This window comes from Ancylobacter sp. SL191, from assembly GCF_026625645.1.
GTDB lineage: Bacteria > Pseudomonadota > Alphaproteobacteria > Rhizobiales > Xanthobacteraceae > Ancylobacter.
Window position 1 is genome coordinate 1,040,853 of sequence record NZ_CP113056.1, and the last position, 13,585, is coordinate 1,054,437.

The window sequence follows — 13,585 nt, forward strand, 5'->3', positions numbered from 1 at the left end:
GGTCAGGCGACCGCCAATTTCTGCAGATCGACGAGCTTGCCGATGCCCTTGCGGGCGAGGCCGAGCATCGCGGTGAACTCATCTTCCGTGAAGGGGGTCTTCTCGGCCGTGCCCTGCACCTCGACGAAGCCGCCGGTGCCGGTCATCACGAAATTCACGTCCGTATCGGCCTGCGAATCCTCCGCATAGTCGAGATCGAGGCGCGGATCGCCATCGACGATGCCGCAGGACACCGCCGCCACATGATCGCGCAGCGGAATGGTCGGGATCATGCTGCGCGACTTCATCCAGCTCAGGCAGTCATGCAGCGCGATCCAGGCGCCGGTGATGGAGGCGGTGCGCGTGCCGCCATCGGCCTGGATCACGTCGCAGTCGATGGTTATCTGGCGCTCGCCGAGCTTTTCGAGGTCCACCACGGCGCGCAGCGAGCGGCCGATCAGGCGCTGGATTTCCTGCGTGCGGCCGGACTGCTTTCCGGTCGAGGCTTCGCGGCGGGTGCGGTCATGGGTGGCGCGCGGCAGCATGCCGTATTCGGCCGTCACCCAGCCCCGGCCCTGCCCCTTCAGCCAGGGCGGCAGGCGCTCTTCCAGCGTGGCGGCGACCAGCACATGGGTCTCGCCGAACTTCACGAGGCAGGAGCCTTCCGCGTGACGCAGCACGCCGCGCTCGAAGCTGACGGCACGCATCTCGTCGGACGAGCGGCGGGAAGGGCGCATGGGAAACTCTCCTTGGCGTTGTGGCGCCCTTTTACGGGGGCGGGACAGGCCGCGCAATGACCGGCCCTCTCACCATCTCGGCCCAGCGCCTTGAATGGCGGCGCCGATTGCCGAAATATGGTGTCCGCATCTCTCAACAGGCAGCGCGATGGCCCTCGATTCCCTGCTCTCCGCTTCCGCCCCGCAGCTCGCCCGTCTCGACGAGCGCTCGCGGGAGATTTTCCGCCAGATCGTCGAGACCTATCTCGCCACCGGCGAGCCGGCGGGCTCGCGCAATATTTCGCGCCTCATCCCGATGACGCTGTCGCCGGCCTCGGTGCGCAATGTCATGGCGGATCTGGAAGCGGCCGGGCTCATCTACGCCCCCCACACCAGCGCCGGGCGCCTGCCGACGGAGCTGGGGCTGCGCTTCTTCGTCGATGCGCTGCTCGAGATCGGCGACGTCTCCGAGGAGGAGCGCAACTCGATCGAGACGCAGGTGCGCGCGGCGGCGCAGGGGCAGACGGTGGACGGGGTGCTGGCGGAAGCCTCGAACCTGCTCTCCGGCCTCACCCGCGGCGCGGGCGTGGTGACCAGCACCAAGAGCGACGGGCGGCTGAAGCATATCGAGTTCGTGCCGCTCGATCCGACGCGGGCGCTGCTGATCCTGGTGTCGGAAGACGGCGAGGTCGAGAACCGCCTCGTGCCCCTGCCCGCCGGGCTGCCTTCCTCGGCGCTGGTCGAGGCGACGAACTTCCTCAATGCCCGCACGCGCGGGCGAACCCTCGCCGAGCTGCGCAGCGAGGTGGAGCGCACCCTCGCCGCCCGGCGCGCCGAGCTCGACGAACTCACCGCGCGCCTGGTGGAAACGGGGCTCGCGAGCTGGTCCGGCGGCGACCGGGCCGACCGGCAGCTCATCGTGCGCGGCCAGACCCGTCTGCTGCACGATCTCCGGGCGATCGAGGATCTGGAGCGCATCCGCCTGCTGTTCGACGACCTCGAATCCAAGCAGGAGGTGGTCGATTTGCTCGGCCGGGCCGAGGAGGCGCAGGGCCTGCGCATCTTCATCGGCTCGGAGAACAAGCTGTTCTCGCTCTCCGGCTCCTCGACCATCGTCGCGCCCTATCGCGACGGGCAGGGCCGCGTGCTCGGCGTGCTCGGCGTCATCGGCCCGACACGGCTCAACTATGCCCGCATCGTCCCGATGGTCGATTTCACGGCACGGGTTGTGGGACGCGTGCTGAGCCGTTCGGGGTTTGACGCGGCTTGATTTTTGCGGCCCGGAACCCGATATGGCGGGCGACGATGGCGCCTGTCTGCGCCCGCCCGACATTTCCGACGAGGTACCGATGAGCGAAGACACCCGCAATCCGGCGGAACAGCCCGAGACCCTGGCGAGCGTTCCTCCCGAGGCGAGCGACGCGCCGGGTGCGCCGGAAGATATCGCCGCCCAACTCGCAGCCGACAATGAGCGCCTTCAAGGCGAGGTCGCGAGCTTGAAGGACAAGTTCCTGCGCGCCTTCGCCGAGGCCGACAATGTGCGCCGCCGCGCCGAGCGCGAGGTCGCCGACGCCAAGGTCTATGGCATTACCGGCTTTGCCCGCGACCTGCTGAACGTGGCGGATGATTTCGAGCGCGCGCTCGGCACCATCGATCCGCAGGCGCGCGAGCAGGCGGATGGCACACTGAAGACCCTGCTCGACGGCATCGAGTTGACCTCCCGCGCCCTGAACCATGCCCTCACCAAGCATGGCGTCGCCCGCATCGAGGCGGAAGGCACGAAGTTCGACCCGAACCTGCATCAGGCCATGTTCGAGGTGCCGAACCCGGACGTGCCCTCGGGCACGGTCGTGCAGGTGGTGCAGCCCGGCTACACGATCGGCGGGCGCGTGTTGCGCCCGGCCATGGTCGGCGTTGCCAAGGGCGGCCCGAAGGCCGCCCCCGCCGGCGAGGGCTGATACCCGATCAGCGCAGTTCGATGCCGTCGCGCAAGGCGCGCATGGCATCGAACTCGGTGCCGAACATCGCTTCCGGCGCCACGCCCACCATGCGCAGATAGCCGGTGCGGCCGAAACGCAGCCATTGTGCCACCTTCACCGGCTTGCCCGACTGCTGGTCGAACGCCTTGCCCACGAGCTCGAAGCCGGGCTGTCCGCCGATACGCAGCGGCCCACCGCGCTCGACCCGCAATTCCTTCACGCCCGGCACCGACGAGATTGCCCGCTTGGCGAGGCTCTCGCGGTCATCCTCGCGTATCTCGCCGCGCGCGGCCGAAATGATGAAGAAGGGCTGGCCGGCGACGTCCACGGCCTTGCTGTCGGCGCCCTCGCCGCCCTTGACCTTGGCGAGCAGCACGGCGGTGCCGCCCAGCACCTTGAGCACACGATAGCCCTCAAGATTGCCGATGGTGAAAGGCAGGCGGGCCAGAAGCTCCTCCTGGCTGGGCGGGACGCGCAGGGTCACGGTCTTCAGCGCCGCCTCGATCACCGCGTCGGGATATTTGGCGGAGGCCGTCTCGGGGAACTGGACCGTCACCATGGCGGTAAGATCCTTGCCACCGACCAGCAGGATCCACTTCTTCAGCGCCACCGGCCCGACACTCTGGAAACCGACGAGCAGCAGACCCTTCTCGCCACCGGGCAACGCCACATCGCGACGCTGCTCGATGGTCACGCCCTTGCTCTGCAAGGCCTCGGGCTCGAAGGTGCGGATGATGTCGGCATAGGCGGCCGGAGGCATTTCCAGCATCAGGATCGCTGCCTTGGCCTCGCGGTCCTCAAGGCCGGCGACACCGGGAATCTCGCTCATGCCGGGGGGTGGGGCGATGCCGATCAGACCCTGATTGGGAAACACGACCTGAGCCATGGCCGCGACGGGGGCGAGAAGAAGCAACAGGCTTCCGGCAAGGGCGCAGAGCTGACGGCGCATTCGGTATCCTTCGGCTGATGGCGGCTCGGACCGCCCGATCGCGGCCCCGGTCTTGGCGGGGCAGGCGAGGTTGGGGAGGATGACGTTGCTTTTATCCCTGTTCGAGCGTCAAGGCGGCGGAATCTCGCCGGCATCGCCCGGATTCACGCGCCGTAACGTCAGATTGATCCGGCCGGGCTGCTTCAGCAGGGTCGAACTGCCGGCGATAACGCGATCAATACCGTGAAAGGCGAGGCGGCTCGGCCCAGAGAGCACCAGCGCATCGCCCGATTCGAGGCGGATGGAGCGCGTGGCATCCTTGCGCGACGTGCCACCAATGCGGAACACCGCGGTATCCCCTAGCGAAAGCGACAGCACCGGAGCGGTAAACTCGCGCTCGTCGCGGTCCTGATGCAGCCCCATGCGGGCGCCGGGGGCGTACCAGTTGATCAGGCAGGCCTCGGGCGCGAGCGCCGTTTGCGCGAGTTCCGCCCAGGTGCGGGTGAGTACATCCGGCATGGCCGGCCAGGGCTCAAAGGTCTCGGGATGCGTCGGCTGGTAGCGATAGCCGGTCTCGTCCGAGACCCAGCCGAGCGGTCCGCAATTGGACATGCGCACCGAAAAAGGCGTCCCGGTGCGCGGCATACGGGGGGTGAACAGCGGCGCGCGGATGAGAATCTCCCGCAATTCCTCCGCCAGCGACTCCTGCCCTCCCCGGTCCAGCCACCCGGCCCACCACAGGCAACCGGGCGCGATCTCGACCGGCGCCGCCACGCTAGAGCTTCCTCAGCGCGACCGCCTCGACCTCGTGGTCGCCGCCCTTGCGCAGGATGAGGTCGGCGCGCTGGCGGGTCGGCAGGATGTTGTCGCGCAGATTTACGAGGTTGATGGTGCGCCAGATGCCGCGCGCCGTCGCATCGGCCTCGGCGTCGGAAATACCGGCATAACGGTGGAAATAGGCCGCCGGGTCGCGGAAGGCGGTCTCGCGCAGCCGCATGAAGCGCCGGACATACCAGCGCTCGAGGATCGCCTCGTCGGCGTCGATATAGATCTTGAAGTCGAAGAAATCGGAGACGAAGGGGATGCCCTTGCCATCCTTCGGCGGGCGACTGGTCTGCAGCACGTTCAGCCCCTCGACGATCAGGATGTCCGGCTGGTCGACCTCGACCATCTCATTGGGCTTCACGTCATAATGGAAGTGGCTGTAGAGCGGCGCGCGCACCGGGCGCCGGCCGGCCTTGATGTCCGACAGGAAGTGCAGCAGCGCCGGCAGGTCGTAGCTTTCGGGGAAACCCTTGCGGCCCATCAGCCCCTCTTCCTGGAGGACGGCATTGGGCAGAAGGAAGCCATCGGTGGTGACGAGGGCCACCTTCGGCGTGTTCGGCCAACGCGCCAGCAGCGCCTGCAGCACGCGGGAGGTGGTGGACTTGCCCACCGCCACCGAGCCGGCGACACCGATGATATAGGGCATCTTGCCGTTCTCTTCCGGGCCGAGGAATTTCTGCATGGCGCGGAACAGCTTCTGCGCGGCGCCCACATACATGGACAGCAGGCGCGAGAGCGGCAGGTAGATTTCCTCGATCTCGGCGATCGACAGCCGGTCATTGAGGCCCTGAAGCCGGACGATTTCCTCGGGCTTCAGCGGCTGCGGCGTGTCGGCGCGCAGCGCTGCCCATTCGGCACGCGAAAAATTGCGGAAGGGGGACAGGCCCCCCTCGTCGAGCTTCATGTCCATTGGCGCGTTTCCCGGTCATTCACCCGGACATTTTTGCCGCCGGGCGTTGGTAGACCGTATACCAGAAAGGAGCGCCCGGTGATACCGCGCCGGCAGGCGGACGAAACGCCGGCTGCCGCCGGCGTCATGCCGTCAGCCCTTCGGGCGGGAGGCCTTCTCTTCCAGCCCGGACTGGCCGGTCCGACGACCCAATTCCGCATAAACGTCGTCCAGTGGCACGCCGCGCGCCTGCAAGAGAACCGCGAGATGATAGAGAAGATCCGCCGCTTCGGAAACGACGGCTTTGGTATCGCCCGATACCGCCGCCAACGCGGTCTCGACCGCTTCCTCGCCAAGCTTCTGCGCGCATTTGGCGACGCCCTTGGCGAGAAGGGAGCGCGTGTAGGACGTTTCCGTCGATGCCGCCGCGCGCTGCGCGACAATGGCGGCGAGGTCCTCGAGGCTCACGCGCGGGCTCGTCTCGGTCATAGCTCACCCTCGGAACCCGCGGCATCGCGGACCGGCAGACCGGCCTGCGCCAGGCGCTGCTTGGCGGCACCGATGGTGAAGGTGCCGAAATGGAAGATGGAGGCCGCGAGCACGGCGGACGCCCCGCCCTCGCGGATGCCGTCAACGAGATGGTCGAGCGTGCCGACACCGCCGGAGGCGATCACCGGGACCGGCACGGCATCGGAGATGGCGCGGGTCAGCTTCAGGTCGAAGCCCTCGCCCGTGCCGTCGCGGTCCATGGAGGTGAGGAGGATTTCGCCGGCGCCGAGCGCCACGACTTCCTTCGCGTACTCCACCGCGTCGATGCCGGTGCGGTTGCGCCCGCCATGGGTGAAGATCTCCCAGCGGTCGGGCTCGCCCTCGGCCGACACCTTCTTGGCGTCGATGGCGACGACAATGCACTGCTCGCCGAATTTTTCCGCCGCCTCGCGCACGAATTCGCGCCGGTTCACGGCAGCGGTGTTGATCGACACCTTGTCGGCGCCGGCGTTGAGGAGCGCCCGGATGTCCTCCACCGTGCGCACGCCGCCGCCAACCGTGAGGGGCATGAAGCACTGCTCGGCGGTGCGGCTCACCACATCGATCAGCGTGCTGCGCGCCTCGACGCTGGCGGTGATGTCGAGGAAGCACAGCTCGTCCGCGCCCGCCGCGTCATAGGCCTTGGCGGCTTCCACGGGATCGCCCGCGTCGCGCAGATCGACGAACTTCACGCCCTTGACGACGCGCCCGTCCTTCACGTCGAGGCAGGGGATGACGCGAACCTTGAGCATGGAATCCCCGCTGGACCTTGCGTCGCTCATGCCGGAAGCCCCGCCACCAGCGCCAGCGCGGCGCGCGGGTCGAGCCGGCCATCATAGAGCGCGCGGCCGGTAATGGCGCCTTCGAGCTTGCGCGCGCGCGGCTCCAGCAGCGCCTTCACATCGTCCAGCGAGGCGAGGCCACCGGAGGCGATGACGGGAATCGAGATCGCCTCGGCGAGCGCTATGGTGGCGTCGAGATTCAGGCCCTTGAGCAGGCCGTCGCGGGCGATGTCGGTGTAGATGATGGCAGAGACGCCGGCATCCTCGAAACGCTGGGCCAGCTCCAGCGCGGTAAGGTCGGAGGTCTCGGCCCAGCCTTCCACCGCGACGCGCCCGTCCTTGGCATCAAGGCCCACCGCGACGCGGCCGGGATGGAGGCGCGCGGCTTCCTTCACGAAAGCGGGGTCACGCACGGCGGCGGTGCCGAGAATCACGCGGGTGATGCCCTTGGACAGCCAGCCTTCCACCGCCGCGAGATCGCGGATACCACCGCCGAGCTGCACCGGCATGGCGATGGTCTCGAGGATGCGCTCCACCGCCTGCGCGTTCACCGCCTTGCCGGCGAAGGCGCCGTCGAGATCGACGATGTGCAGATAGCGGAAGCCCTGCTCCTCGAACTGCGCCGCCTGCTGGGCGGGGTCATGGTTGAAGATGGTGGCGCGCGCCATGTCGCCCTGCTGCAGGCGCACGCACTTGCCGTCCTTGAGATCGATGGCGGGAAAGAGGATCACGGCGCCCACTTCAGGAAATTGGCGAGAAGGGCAAGGCCGAGGCGCTGGCTCTTCTCGGGATGGAACTGCGTGCCGGCGATGTTGTCGCGGCCGACCACCGCGGTGATCTTGCCGGCATAGTCGCTGGTGGCGATGAGGTCGTCCGGTCGTGCCACGGTGAGGTGGTAGGAATGGACGAAATAGGCGTCGAGGCCCTGCGGCCCGGTCGGGATGCCCGTCAGGATGGGATGGGGCCGCGCGAGCTCGAGCGAGTTCCAGCCCATATGCGGGATCTTCAGGGTGGGATCGGCGGGGGTGATCTTCACCACATCGCCCTCGATCCAGCCGAGCCCCTCCGTCACCCCATGCTCATGCCCGCGCGAGGCCATGAGCTGGAGGCCGACGCAGATGCCGAGGAACGGACGCCCCTTGTCGATCACCGCCTCGCTCAGCGCCTCGACGAGTCCCGGCACATTATCGAGCCCACGCCGGCAATCGGCATAGGCCCCGACGCCGGGCAGCACGATGCGGTCGGCGGTGCGGATCACGTCCGGGTCTGCGGTGACGAGCACCGTCGCGTTGCTGCCACCCTCGCGGGCGGCGCGCTCCAGCGCCTTGGCGGCGGAGTGGAGATTGCCCGATCCATAATCGATAAGGGCGACGGGGGCGGGCGGCATCAACGGCTTGCCTCCGGGAAGAGTCCAAGAATAGGCGCCCGGTCGGCGCGGGACGGCGGGTCCATCCGGCGCGGCAGGGATGTGCCAGAGAGGGTGGAGGCGCTGCCCATGCGGGCCGCGAAATAGCGCTGCTCGGCCGCCTCAAAATTCGGCGCGACCACGGCACCTATCTCCTCATGGCCGGTGCGGAGCAGCTTGGCCCGGCGCAAACCCGGCAGCAGCACCGCGACGGCGAGATTGGCGACGAGAAGAAGCACCAGCCCGTCATCGACATCCAGCGCGTGCAGACCGGCGGCAAAGCCGGCCTGAAGGGCGAGATAGCCGATCAGCGCCAGCCAGAGACCGTGCCGCAGCAGCACGAGCGGGGCGAGCAGCAGCGCGCTCCAGGCGAAGCGTTCCGGCACGAAGACCACCGCCTCCGCCCAGTCGCCGGTGCGGGCTTCCTCAAGCTCTTCCGGCTCGAAAACCGTCCAGACTGCCATGCTCAGCCTCCGAGGCTGCCCTTGGTCGAGGGGATTTCCCCCGCCGCTGCCGGATCGATGGCCACGGCCATGCGCAGCGCGCGCGCCAGCCCCTTGAAGCAGCTCTCGGCGATGTGGTGCGCATTGGCGCCATAGAGCGTCTCGACATGCAGGGTCAGACCCGCATTGATGGCAAAGGCCTGGAAGAACTCGCGCACCAGCTCCGTGTCGAACTCACCGATCTTGGCCACCGCGAATTCGGTGCGGAACACGAGGAAGGGCCGGCCGGAAATGTCGAGGGCGACGCGGGTCAGCGTTTCGTCCATTGGCAGATGCAGGCTGGCATAGCGGGTGATGCCACGCATATCGCCCAGCGCCTGCCGTACCGCCTGACCGAGGGCGATGCCGACATCCTCCACCGTGTGGTGGAAATCGATGTGCAGATCCCCCGTCGCCTCGATCTGCATGTCGATGCGCGAATGGCGCGCGAGCAGATCCAGCATGTGGTCGAAGAAGCCAACGCCGGTGGCGACAGATGCCTTGCCGGTGCCGTCGAGATCGACGGCGAGGCGGATCTGCGTTTCCTTGGTGGCGCGGGTGATGCTGGCCTGACGCATGATGGGGCTCCGAAAGAGCCGGCGTCTTAGCAGCTAAGGCGTAGCGGCGCCATATGCGTGGTCCATAGGCCGGCGGACGTTGCGCTGGCGTGGCGAGGCCTTAAGTAAGGGTTCTCGACCGGAGCCCCGCATGACGACCCATTCTCCCGACACGATCTACGGCACCACCATCGTTTCCGTCCGCTCCGGCGGGCGCGTCGCCATTGGTGGCGATGGGCAGGTGACGCTCGGCAACACCGTGATGAAGTCGAATGCGCGCAAGGTCCGCCGGCTCGGCAAGGGCGACGTGATCGGCGGCTTTGCCGGCGCGACCGCCGACGCCTTTACCCTGTTCGAGCGCCTCGAAGCCAAGCTGGAGCAGTATCCCGGCCAGCTCCAGCGCGCCGCCGTCGAACTCGCCAAGGACTGGCGCACCGACCGCTATCTGCGCCGCCTGGAAGCGATGATGATCGTCGCGGATGCCAACATCACGCTGGTACTCACCGGAACCGGCGACGTGCTGGAGCCGGAGAACGGCATCGCCGCCATCGGCTCGGGCGGGGGTTTCGCGCTTGCCGCCGCGCGGGCGCTCGCTGACAGCGGGCAGGAGCCGGAGGCCATCGTGCGCAAGAGCCTCGGCATCGCCGCCGAGATCTGCATCTACACCAACGGCAATCTGGTGGTCGAAACCATCGGCTAGGCCATGGGATGCGTCATCCCGGACGCCGAAGGCAATCCGGGATCGTTATCCCGCCCTGCACCAGGATCGGAATGCGATCCCGGCTCCACGCCCTTCGGGGGCAACCGGGATGTCGGCGCCAACGGAAAAGACCGGACGTCATGACCAATTTCTCCCCCCGTGAAATCGTCTCCGAGCTCGATCGCTACATCGTCGGCCAGCACAAGGCGAAGCGCGCCGTCGCCATCGCCCTGCGCAACCGCTGGCGCCGCCAGCAGCTGGAAGGCCATCTGCGCGAGGAGGTGATGCCGAAGAACATCCTGATGATCGGCCCCACCGGCGTCGGCAAGACGGAAATCTCCCGCCGCCTCGCCAAGCTCGCGGGGGCGCCCTTCCTCAAGGTCGAGGCGACCAAGTTCACCGAGGTCGGCTATGTCGGCCGCGATGTCGAACAGATCGTGCGCGATCTCGTCGAGATCGGCATCGGCTTGGTGCGCGAGGTCCGGCGCAAGGGCGTCGAGGCCAAGGCGCATCTGGCTGCCGAGGAGCGAGTGCTCGACGCGCTGGTCGGCGCCACCGCCTCGCCCGGCACGCGCGAGAGCTTCCGCAAGAAGCTGCGCGACGGGCTGATGGACGACAAGGAAATCGAGGTCGAGATCGCCTCCGGCGGTGGCCAGGGCATGCCGATGTTCGAAATCCCCGGCATGCCCGGCGCGCAGATGGGCGCCATCTCCATCGGCGACATGCTCGGCAAGGCCTTTGGCGGGCGCTCCAAGCCGCGCCGCGTCACCGTGCGCGACGCCCACCCTCTGCTGCTGTCGGAAGAGGCCGACAAGCTGATCGACCAGGACGCCATCGTGCAGGAAGCGATCCGCACCGTGGAGGAGAACGGCATCGTCTTCCTCGACGAGATCGACAAGATCGCTGGCTCCGAGCGGCGCGGCGGGGCGGATGTCTCGCGCGAGGGCGTGCAGCGCGACCTGCTGCCGCTCATTGAGGGTACGACCGTCTCGACCAAGCACGGCCCGGTGAAGACCGACCATATCCTGTTCATCGCCTCGGGCGCGTTCCATGTGTCGAAGCCCTCGGACCTGCTCCCCGAGCTTCAGGGCCGCCTGCCGATCCGGGTCGAGCTGGAAGCGCTGAGCCGCGAAGACTTCAAGCGCATCCTGACCGAGACCGAGGCGAGCCTGGTCAAGCAGTCGGTGGCGCTGATGGGCACGGAAGGGGTGACGCTGACCATCACCGAGGATGCGGTCGAGGCCATCGCCGATGTCGCGGTGCAGGTGAACTCGACGGTGGAGAATATCGGTGCCCGGCGGCTTCAGACGGTGATCGAGCGGGTGCTGGACGAACTGTCCTTCAACGCCTCGGACAAATCCGGTGAGTCCGTGACGGTTGACGGCGCCTATGTGCGCGAGCGGGTCGCGGACCTCGCCGGCAACGCCGATCTCAGCCGCTACATCCTGTGATTGGAAGGACGATTCGGAAGCGGAACGGCGGTTAACCCTGCACCCCGTTTCACGTGAAACGGGGCGAGCCCATCAGCCTGGCCGGCTGAGAATCTTCAGGCGGCCGAGCAGTTCCGCCACCGCCTCGGGCGGCAAGGTGGCGATCTCGCGGGCCAGCAGATTGGCGAGTTCGGTCGCTTCCGGCGAGAGGCCGGACGTATCGACGACGACGCGGGGATCGGAGATCTCCGCCAGCAGGCGCAAGGCCTCCGCCTCGTCCCAGATCACGTTGAAATAGGCCATGATGCGCTGGAGCATCATGAAGGTCGGCTGGCCGCGCTTGCCATGCTCCAGCGCGGAGAGATAGGCGGCCGAGACGCCGATCGCCTGCGCCATCTGTGACAGCGTCACGCCGCGCTCGGCGCGCATTTCCCGCATCCGGCGGCCGAAAGGGGTCATCGCAGCCCCTCCCGCGCCCGGCGCACGCGCACATAAAGCGCGCCCTCCCCGCCATGGCCGCGGGCCGCCGTCTCGAAGCCGAGCACCACGCCGCGCAGCTCCGGCGCTGCCAGCCATTGCGGCACCAGCCGGCGCAGCACGCCGCGCCCACCCTCGCCGGCCAGCACATGCATGCCGTCGCCCTTGCCGGTGATGACCAGCACCAGCGCGTGGCCCGACTGCTGCGCCCCGCGCAGAAAGCCGATGAGCCGCCCATGGGCGGCCGCCTGGGTCAGTCCATGCAAATCGAGCCGCGCATCGACCTCCGCGCCTCGCCCCAGCCTGCGGCGCAGCTTGGGCTCGAGCGGCGCCAAAGGGGTGATGGGCGGAGGGGCGGGTGGGGTCGAGCGGTAGGCCGGCGCGGAAGCGGGTTTCCGAGCCGGTGGCGGCGCGGGCTCCGGCTCCGGCATCACCGGCGCTGGAAGCGCCTCGGGCACGACAATCGGCATTTTCGGGCGCAGCGGATTGACCGAACGCGCCACATGCTCCCACAGCGCCTGCTCGTCCGGGCGTAGCCCACGCCGGCGGCGCGGGCGCGGCGGCGGTGCCGCGTCAGGTTCGGCAGTGGCACCGCCGGATGGCGGGCTTCCGGTCTTCTTGCGGCTCATGGCGCGGCCGTCGCGGTCTGCGGGATGACCGGGCGCGGCTTGGGGCGCGGCACCTTCACCAGTGTGGGATCGAGCGCGCGCGGCAGCAGGATGACGAACTGTCCGGGATGCTGGATGCGCCCGGCGACCCTGCCGGCCTCCTTGCCGGCGCCGAAGAAGATGTCCGCCCGCGCTGGCCCGATGATGGCGGAGCCGGTGTCCTGCGCCACCATCAGGTGGCGGAACGGCGCGATCTGCCCATCGGGGCCCGTGGGAAGGTCGGCAGCGATGAAGAAGGGCGTGCCATAGACATGAATGTTGCGGTCGACCGCGATGGAACGTCCCGCCGTGAGCGGTAGACCCTGGGCGCCGACCGCTCCATCTCCCGGCTTCAGCTCGGTCGCCTCGCGGAAGAAGACATAGGACCGGTTCTGCCGCATCAGCTCGCGCCCCTCCTCCGGGTGCGCGGCTATATAGGCGCGGATGGCGTCCATGGACATCTTCTCGCGCGGCACGAGATTGCGCTCAATGAGCAGCCGGCCGACCGGAGTGTAGGGCTGGCCGTTATGGCCGTCATAGTTCAGCCGGAGCACCGCTCCATCCGGCAGCTTCACCCGCACCGAGCCCTGTATATGAGCGAAGAAGGCGTCGGCGGGGTCTTTGATCCAGGCGACTTCCAGCCCTTTTCCCGCCAGCGCCCCGTCCTCGATCGCGCCGCGGTCGTGATAGGGCACGAGCGTGCCGTCCGCATCCCGGCGAAAGGCCTTGCCCTTGTTGGCGGGGGCGCCGTCCTTGGGGGGAGCTTCCACGATGAGATCGGGCGGGCGACGGTAGAGCGGCGTCGCATATTCGGCCGTCGGCGTGCGCGAGCCCTCGACCTCGGGCTCGTAATAGCCGGTGAGGAAGCCCTGCGGCTGCTCCAGCGGGGCGATGCGGAAGGGCACGAATTCCCGGCGGAAGAAGGCGCGGGCCGTGTGCTCGCGCGGATGCGCCGGGAGCCGCAGCGCGCGGGCGCAGGTCGCCCGCAGAGCTAGAAACACCGGCCGGGGCGGCGGCGCGCCCTCCGTCGTCTTGCGGATCATTCCGCAGCTCAGGCGGAAGGCGGTGAAGGCCGGCGCGACGGGATCGGTATCCCAGCCAGGAATCGCGGCGAAGCTGACGGGCTCCAGCACGGCCTGTGGGAAGAGCACCGGCGGCGCGTCAACGCTAGACGCCGCCTGAGCCTTTCCGGGAAAGGGCAGCAGGGCGGCTGTCAGCGCCAGAAGGAGGGTTAAGGCCGGAAGGGTCGCACGCACGCGAC

Annotated in this window: 17 protein-coding genes; 4 read left to right on the forward strand and 13 right to left on the reverse strand. The window is 68.2% G+C overall.

Going from position 1 to position 13,585, the window contains the following annotated elements; translation table 11 throughout:
• Window positions 1–2 precede the first annotated feature (2 nt).
• The gene (gene rph, locus OU996_RS04650; RefSeq protein ID WP_267584482.1) at window positions 3–716 is read right to left on the reverse strand and encodes a ribonuclease PH; all 714 of its coding nucleotides are present in this window, start codon (window positions 714–716) and stop codon (window positions 3–5) included.
• A 148-nt stretch (window positions 717–864) separates the two neighbouring features.
• Between rph and hrcA the strand changes: the two genes are divergently transcribed.
• Both hrcA and grpE read left to right on the forward strand, forming a co-directional pair.
• Window positions 865–1,965: a heat-inducible transcriptional repressor HrcA gene (gene hrcA, locus OU996_RS04655; RefSeq protein ID WP_267584483.1), complete on the forward strand. Its 1,101-nt coding sequence runs from the start codon at window positions 865–867 to the stop codon at window positions 1,963–1,965.
• A gap of 79 nt (window positions 1,966–2,044) precedes the next feature.
• A complete protein-coding gene (gene grpE, locus OU996_RS04660; protein WP_267585595.1) occupies window positions 2,045–2,653 on the forward strand; it encodes a nucleotide exchange factor GrpE in 609 nt (202 codons plus the stop codon).
• Between the two features lie 7 nt (window positions 2,654–2,660).
• Here grpE and OU996_RS04665 read toward each other — a convergent pair whose 3' ends face one another.
• The 9 genes from OU996_RS04665 to hisB form a co-directional block, all read right to left on the reverse strand.
• Window positions 2,661–3,623: a hypothetical protein gene (locus OU996_RS04665; RefSeq protein WP_267584484.1), complete on the reverse strand. Its 963-nt coding sequence runs from the start codon at window positions 3,621–3,623 to the stop codon at window positions 2,661–2,663.
• 108 nt (window positions 3,624–3,731) lie between these two features.
• Window positions 3,732–4,376 (reverse strand): alpha-ketoglutarate-dependent dioxygenase AlkB family protein, encoded by a 645-nt coding sequence (locus OU996_RS04670; RefSeq protein WP_267584485.1) that lies wholly within the window; start codon window positions 4,374–4,376, stop codon window positions 3,732–3,734.
• Window position 4,377: 1 nt separating this feature from the next.
• Window positions 4,378–5,337, reverse strand: coding sequence for a type I pantothenate kinase (coaA, locus tag OU996_RS04675; protein WP_267584486.1), 960 nt, complete (start codon window positions 5,335–5,337; stop codon window positions 4,378–4,380).
• Window positions 5,338–5,469: 132 nt separating this feature from the next.
• A complete protein-coding gene (locus OU996_RS04680) occupies window positions 5,470–5,805 on the reverse strand; it encodes a phosphoribosyl-ATP diphosphatase (protein ID WP_267584487.1) in 336 nt (111 codons plus the stop codon).
• Complete coding sequence (hisF, locus tag OU996_RS04685) at window positions 5,802–6,596, reverse strand: imidazole glycerol phosphate synthase subunit HisF (protein ID WP_267585596.1); 795 nt, start codon at window positions 6,594–6,596, stop codon at window positions 5,802–5,804. The genes OU996_RS04680 and hisF overlap by 4 nt, the downstream gene beginning before the upstream one ends.
• A 26-nt stretch (window positions 6,597–6,622) precedes the next feature.
• Window positions 6,623–7,357, reverse strand: coding sequence for a 1-(5-phosphoribosyl)-5-[(5-phosphoribosylamino)methylideneamino]imidazole-4-carboxamide isomerase (hisA, locus tag OU996_RS04690; RefSeq protein WP_267584488.1), 735 nt, complete (start codon window positions 7,355–7,357; stop codon window positions 6,623–6,625).
• The gene (gene hisH, locus OU996_RS04695) at window positions 7,354–8,013 is read right to left on the reverse strand and encodes an imidazole glycerol phosphate synthase subunit HisH (RefSeq protein WP_267584489.1); all 660 of its coding nucleotides are present in this window, start codon (window positions 8,011–8,013) and stop codon (window positions 7,354–7,356) included. The genes hisA and hisH overlap by 4 nt, the downstream gene beginning before the upstream one ends.
• Window positions 8,013–8,495: a DUF2628 domain-containing protein gene (locus OU996_RS04700; RefSeq protein WP_267584490.1), complete on the reverse strand. Its 483-nt coding sequence runs from the start codon at window positions 8,493–8,495 to the stop codon at window positions 8,013–8,015. The genes hisH and OU996_RS04700 overlap by 1 nt, the downstream gene beginning before the upstream one ends.
• Before the next feature lie 2 nt (window positions 8,496–8,497).
• Window positions 8,498–9,091 (reverse strand): imidazoleglycerol-phosphate dehydratase HisB, encoded by a 594-nt coding sequence (gene hisB / locus OU996_RS04705; protein ID WP_267584491.1) that lies wholly within the window; start codon window positions 9,089–9,091, stop codon window positions 8,498–8,500.
• Window positions 9,092–9,221: 130 nt separating this feature from the next.
• On the opposite strand from hisB, the gene hslV reads away from it, so the two are divergent.
• Together hslV and hslU are read left to right on the forward strand one after the other, a co-directional pair.
• On the forward strand, window positions 9,222–9,770 hold the full coding sequence (gene hslV / locus OU996_RS04710) for an ATP-dependent protease subunit HslV (RefSeq protein ID WP_267584492.1): 549 nt from the start codon (window positions 9,222–9,224) through the stop codon (window positions 9,768–9,770).
• Window positions 9,771–9,910: 140 nt separating this feature from the next.
• Window positions 9,911–11,221, forward strand: a complete 1,311-nt coding sequence (hslU, locus tag OU996_RS04715) for an ATP-dependent protease ATPase subunit HslU (protein WP_267584493.1) — start codon at window positions 9,911–9,913, stop codon at window positions 11,219–11,221.
• A gap of 72 nt (window positions 11,222–11,293) precedes the next feature.
• On the opposite strand, the gene OU996_RS04720 is transcribed toward hslU, so the two are convergent.
• Genes OU996_RS04720 through OU996_RS04730 form a run of 3 tightly spaced genes read right to left on the reverse strand, consistent with a single transcriptional unit; the run spans window position 11,294 to window position 13,580 of the window.
• On the reverse strand, window positions 11,294–11,659 hold the full coding sequence (locus tag OU996_RS04720) for a helix-turn-helix domain-containing protein (RefSeq protein ID WP_267584494.1): 366 nt from the start codon (window positions 11,657–11,659) through the stop codon (window positions 11,294–11,296).
• Window positions 11,656–12,306 carry a Smr/MutS family protein gene (locus OU996_RS04725; RefSeq protein ID WP_267584495.1) on the reverse strand — a complete coding sequence of 217 codons (651 nt, stop codon included), beginning with the start codon at window positions 12,304–12,306 and terminating at the stop codon, window positions 11,656–11,658. The genes OU996_RS04720 and OU996_RS04725 overlap by 4 nt, the downstream gene beginning before the upstream one ends.
• The gene (locus OU996_RS04730) at window positions 12,303–13,580 is read right to left on the reverse strand and encodes a murein transglycosylase A (protein WP_267584496.1); all 1,278 of its coding nucleotides are present in this window, start codon (window positions 13,578–13,580) and stop codon (window positions 12,303–12,305) included. The genes OU996_RS04725 and OU996_RS04730 overlap by 4 nt, the downstream gene beginning before the upstream one ends.
• Window positions 13,581–13,585 lie beyond the last annotated feature (5 nt).

Coding starts and splice junctions, on each gene's coding strand:
- grpE (WP_267585595.1), top strand. CDS start 2,045: ATGAGCGAAGACACCCGCAATCCGGCGGAACAGCCCGAGACCCTGGCG.
- coaA (WP_267584486.1), bottom strand. CDS start 5,337: ATGGACATGAAGCTCGACGAGGGGGGCCTGTCCCCCTTCCGCAATTTT.
- hslU (WP_267584493.1), top strand. CDS start 9,911: ATGACCAATTTCTCCCCCCGTGAAATCGTCTCCGAGCTCGATCGCTAC.
- OU996_RS04665 (WP_267584484.1), bottom strand. CDS start 3,623: ATGCGCCGTCAGCTCTGCGCCCTTGCCGGAAGCCTGTTGCTTCTTCTC.
- hslV (WP_267584492.1), top strand. CDS start 9,222: ATGACGACCCATTCTCCCGACACGATCTACGGCACCACCATCGTTTCC.
- hisH (WP_267584489.1), bottom strand. CDS start 8,013: ATGCCGCCCGCCCCCGTCGCCCTTATCGATTATGGATCGGGCAATCTC.
- hisF (WP_267585596.1), bottom strand. CDS start 6,596: ATGCTCAAGGTTCGCGTCATCCCCTGCCTCGACGTGAAGGACGGGCGC.
- OU996_RS04700 (WP_267584490.1), bottom strand. CDS start 8,495: ATGGCAGTCTGGACGGTTTTCGAGCCGGAAGAGCTTGAGGAAGCCCGC.
- hisB (WP_267584491.1), bottom strand. CDS start 9,091: ATGCGTCAGGCCAGCATCACCCGCGCCACCAAGGAAACGCAGATCCGC.
- hrcA (WP_267584483.1), top strand. CDS start 865: ATGGCCCTCGATTCCCTGCTCTCCGCTTCCGCCCCGCAGCTCGCCCGT.
- rph (WP_267584482.1), bottom strand. CDS start 716: ATGCGCCCTTCCCGCCGCTCGTCCGACGAGATGCGTGCCGTCAGCTTC.
- OU996_RS04680 (WP_267584487.1), bottom strand. CDS start 5,805: ATGACCGAGACGAGCCCGCGCGTGAGCCTCGAGGACCTCGCCGCCATT.
- OU996_RS04720 (WP_267584494.1), bottom strand. CDS start 11,659: ATGACCCCTTTCGGCCGCCGGATGCGGGAAATGCGCGCCGAGCGCGGC.
- OU996_RS04725 (WP_267584495.1), bottom strand. CDS start 12,306: ATGAGCCGCAAGAAGACCGGAAGCCCGCCATCCGGCGGTGCCACTGCC.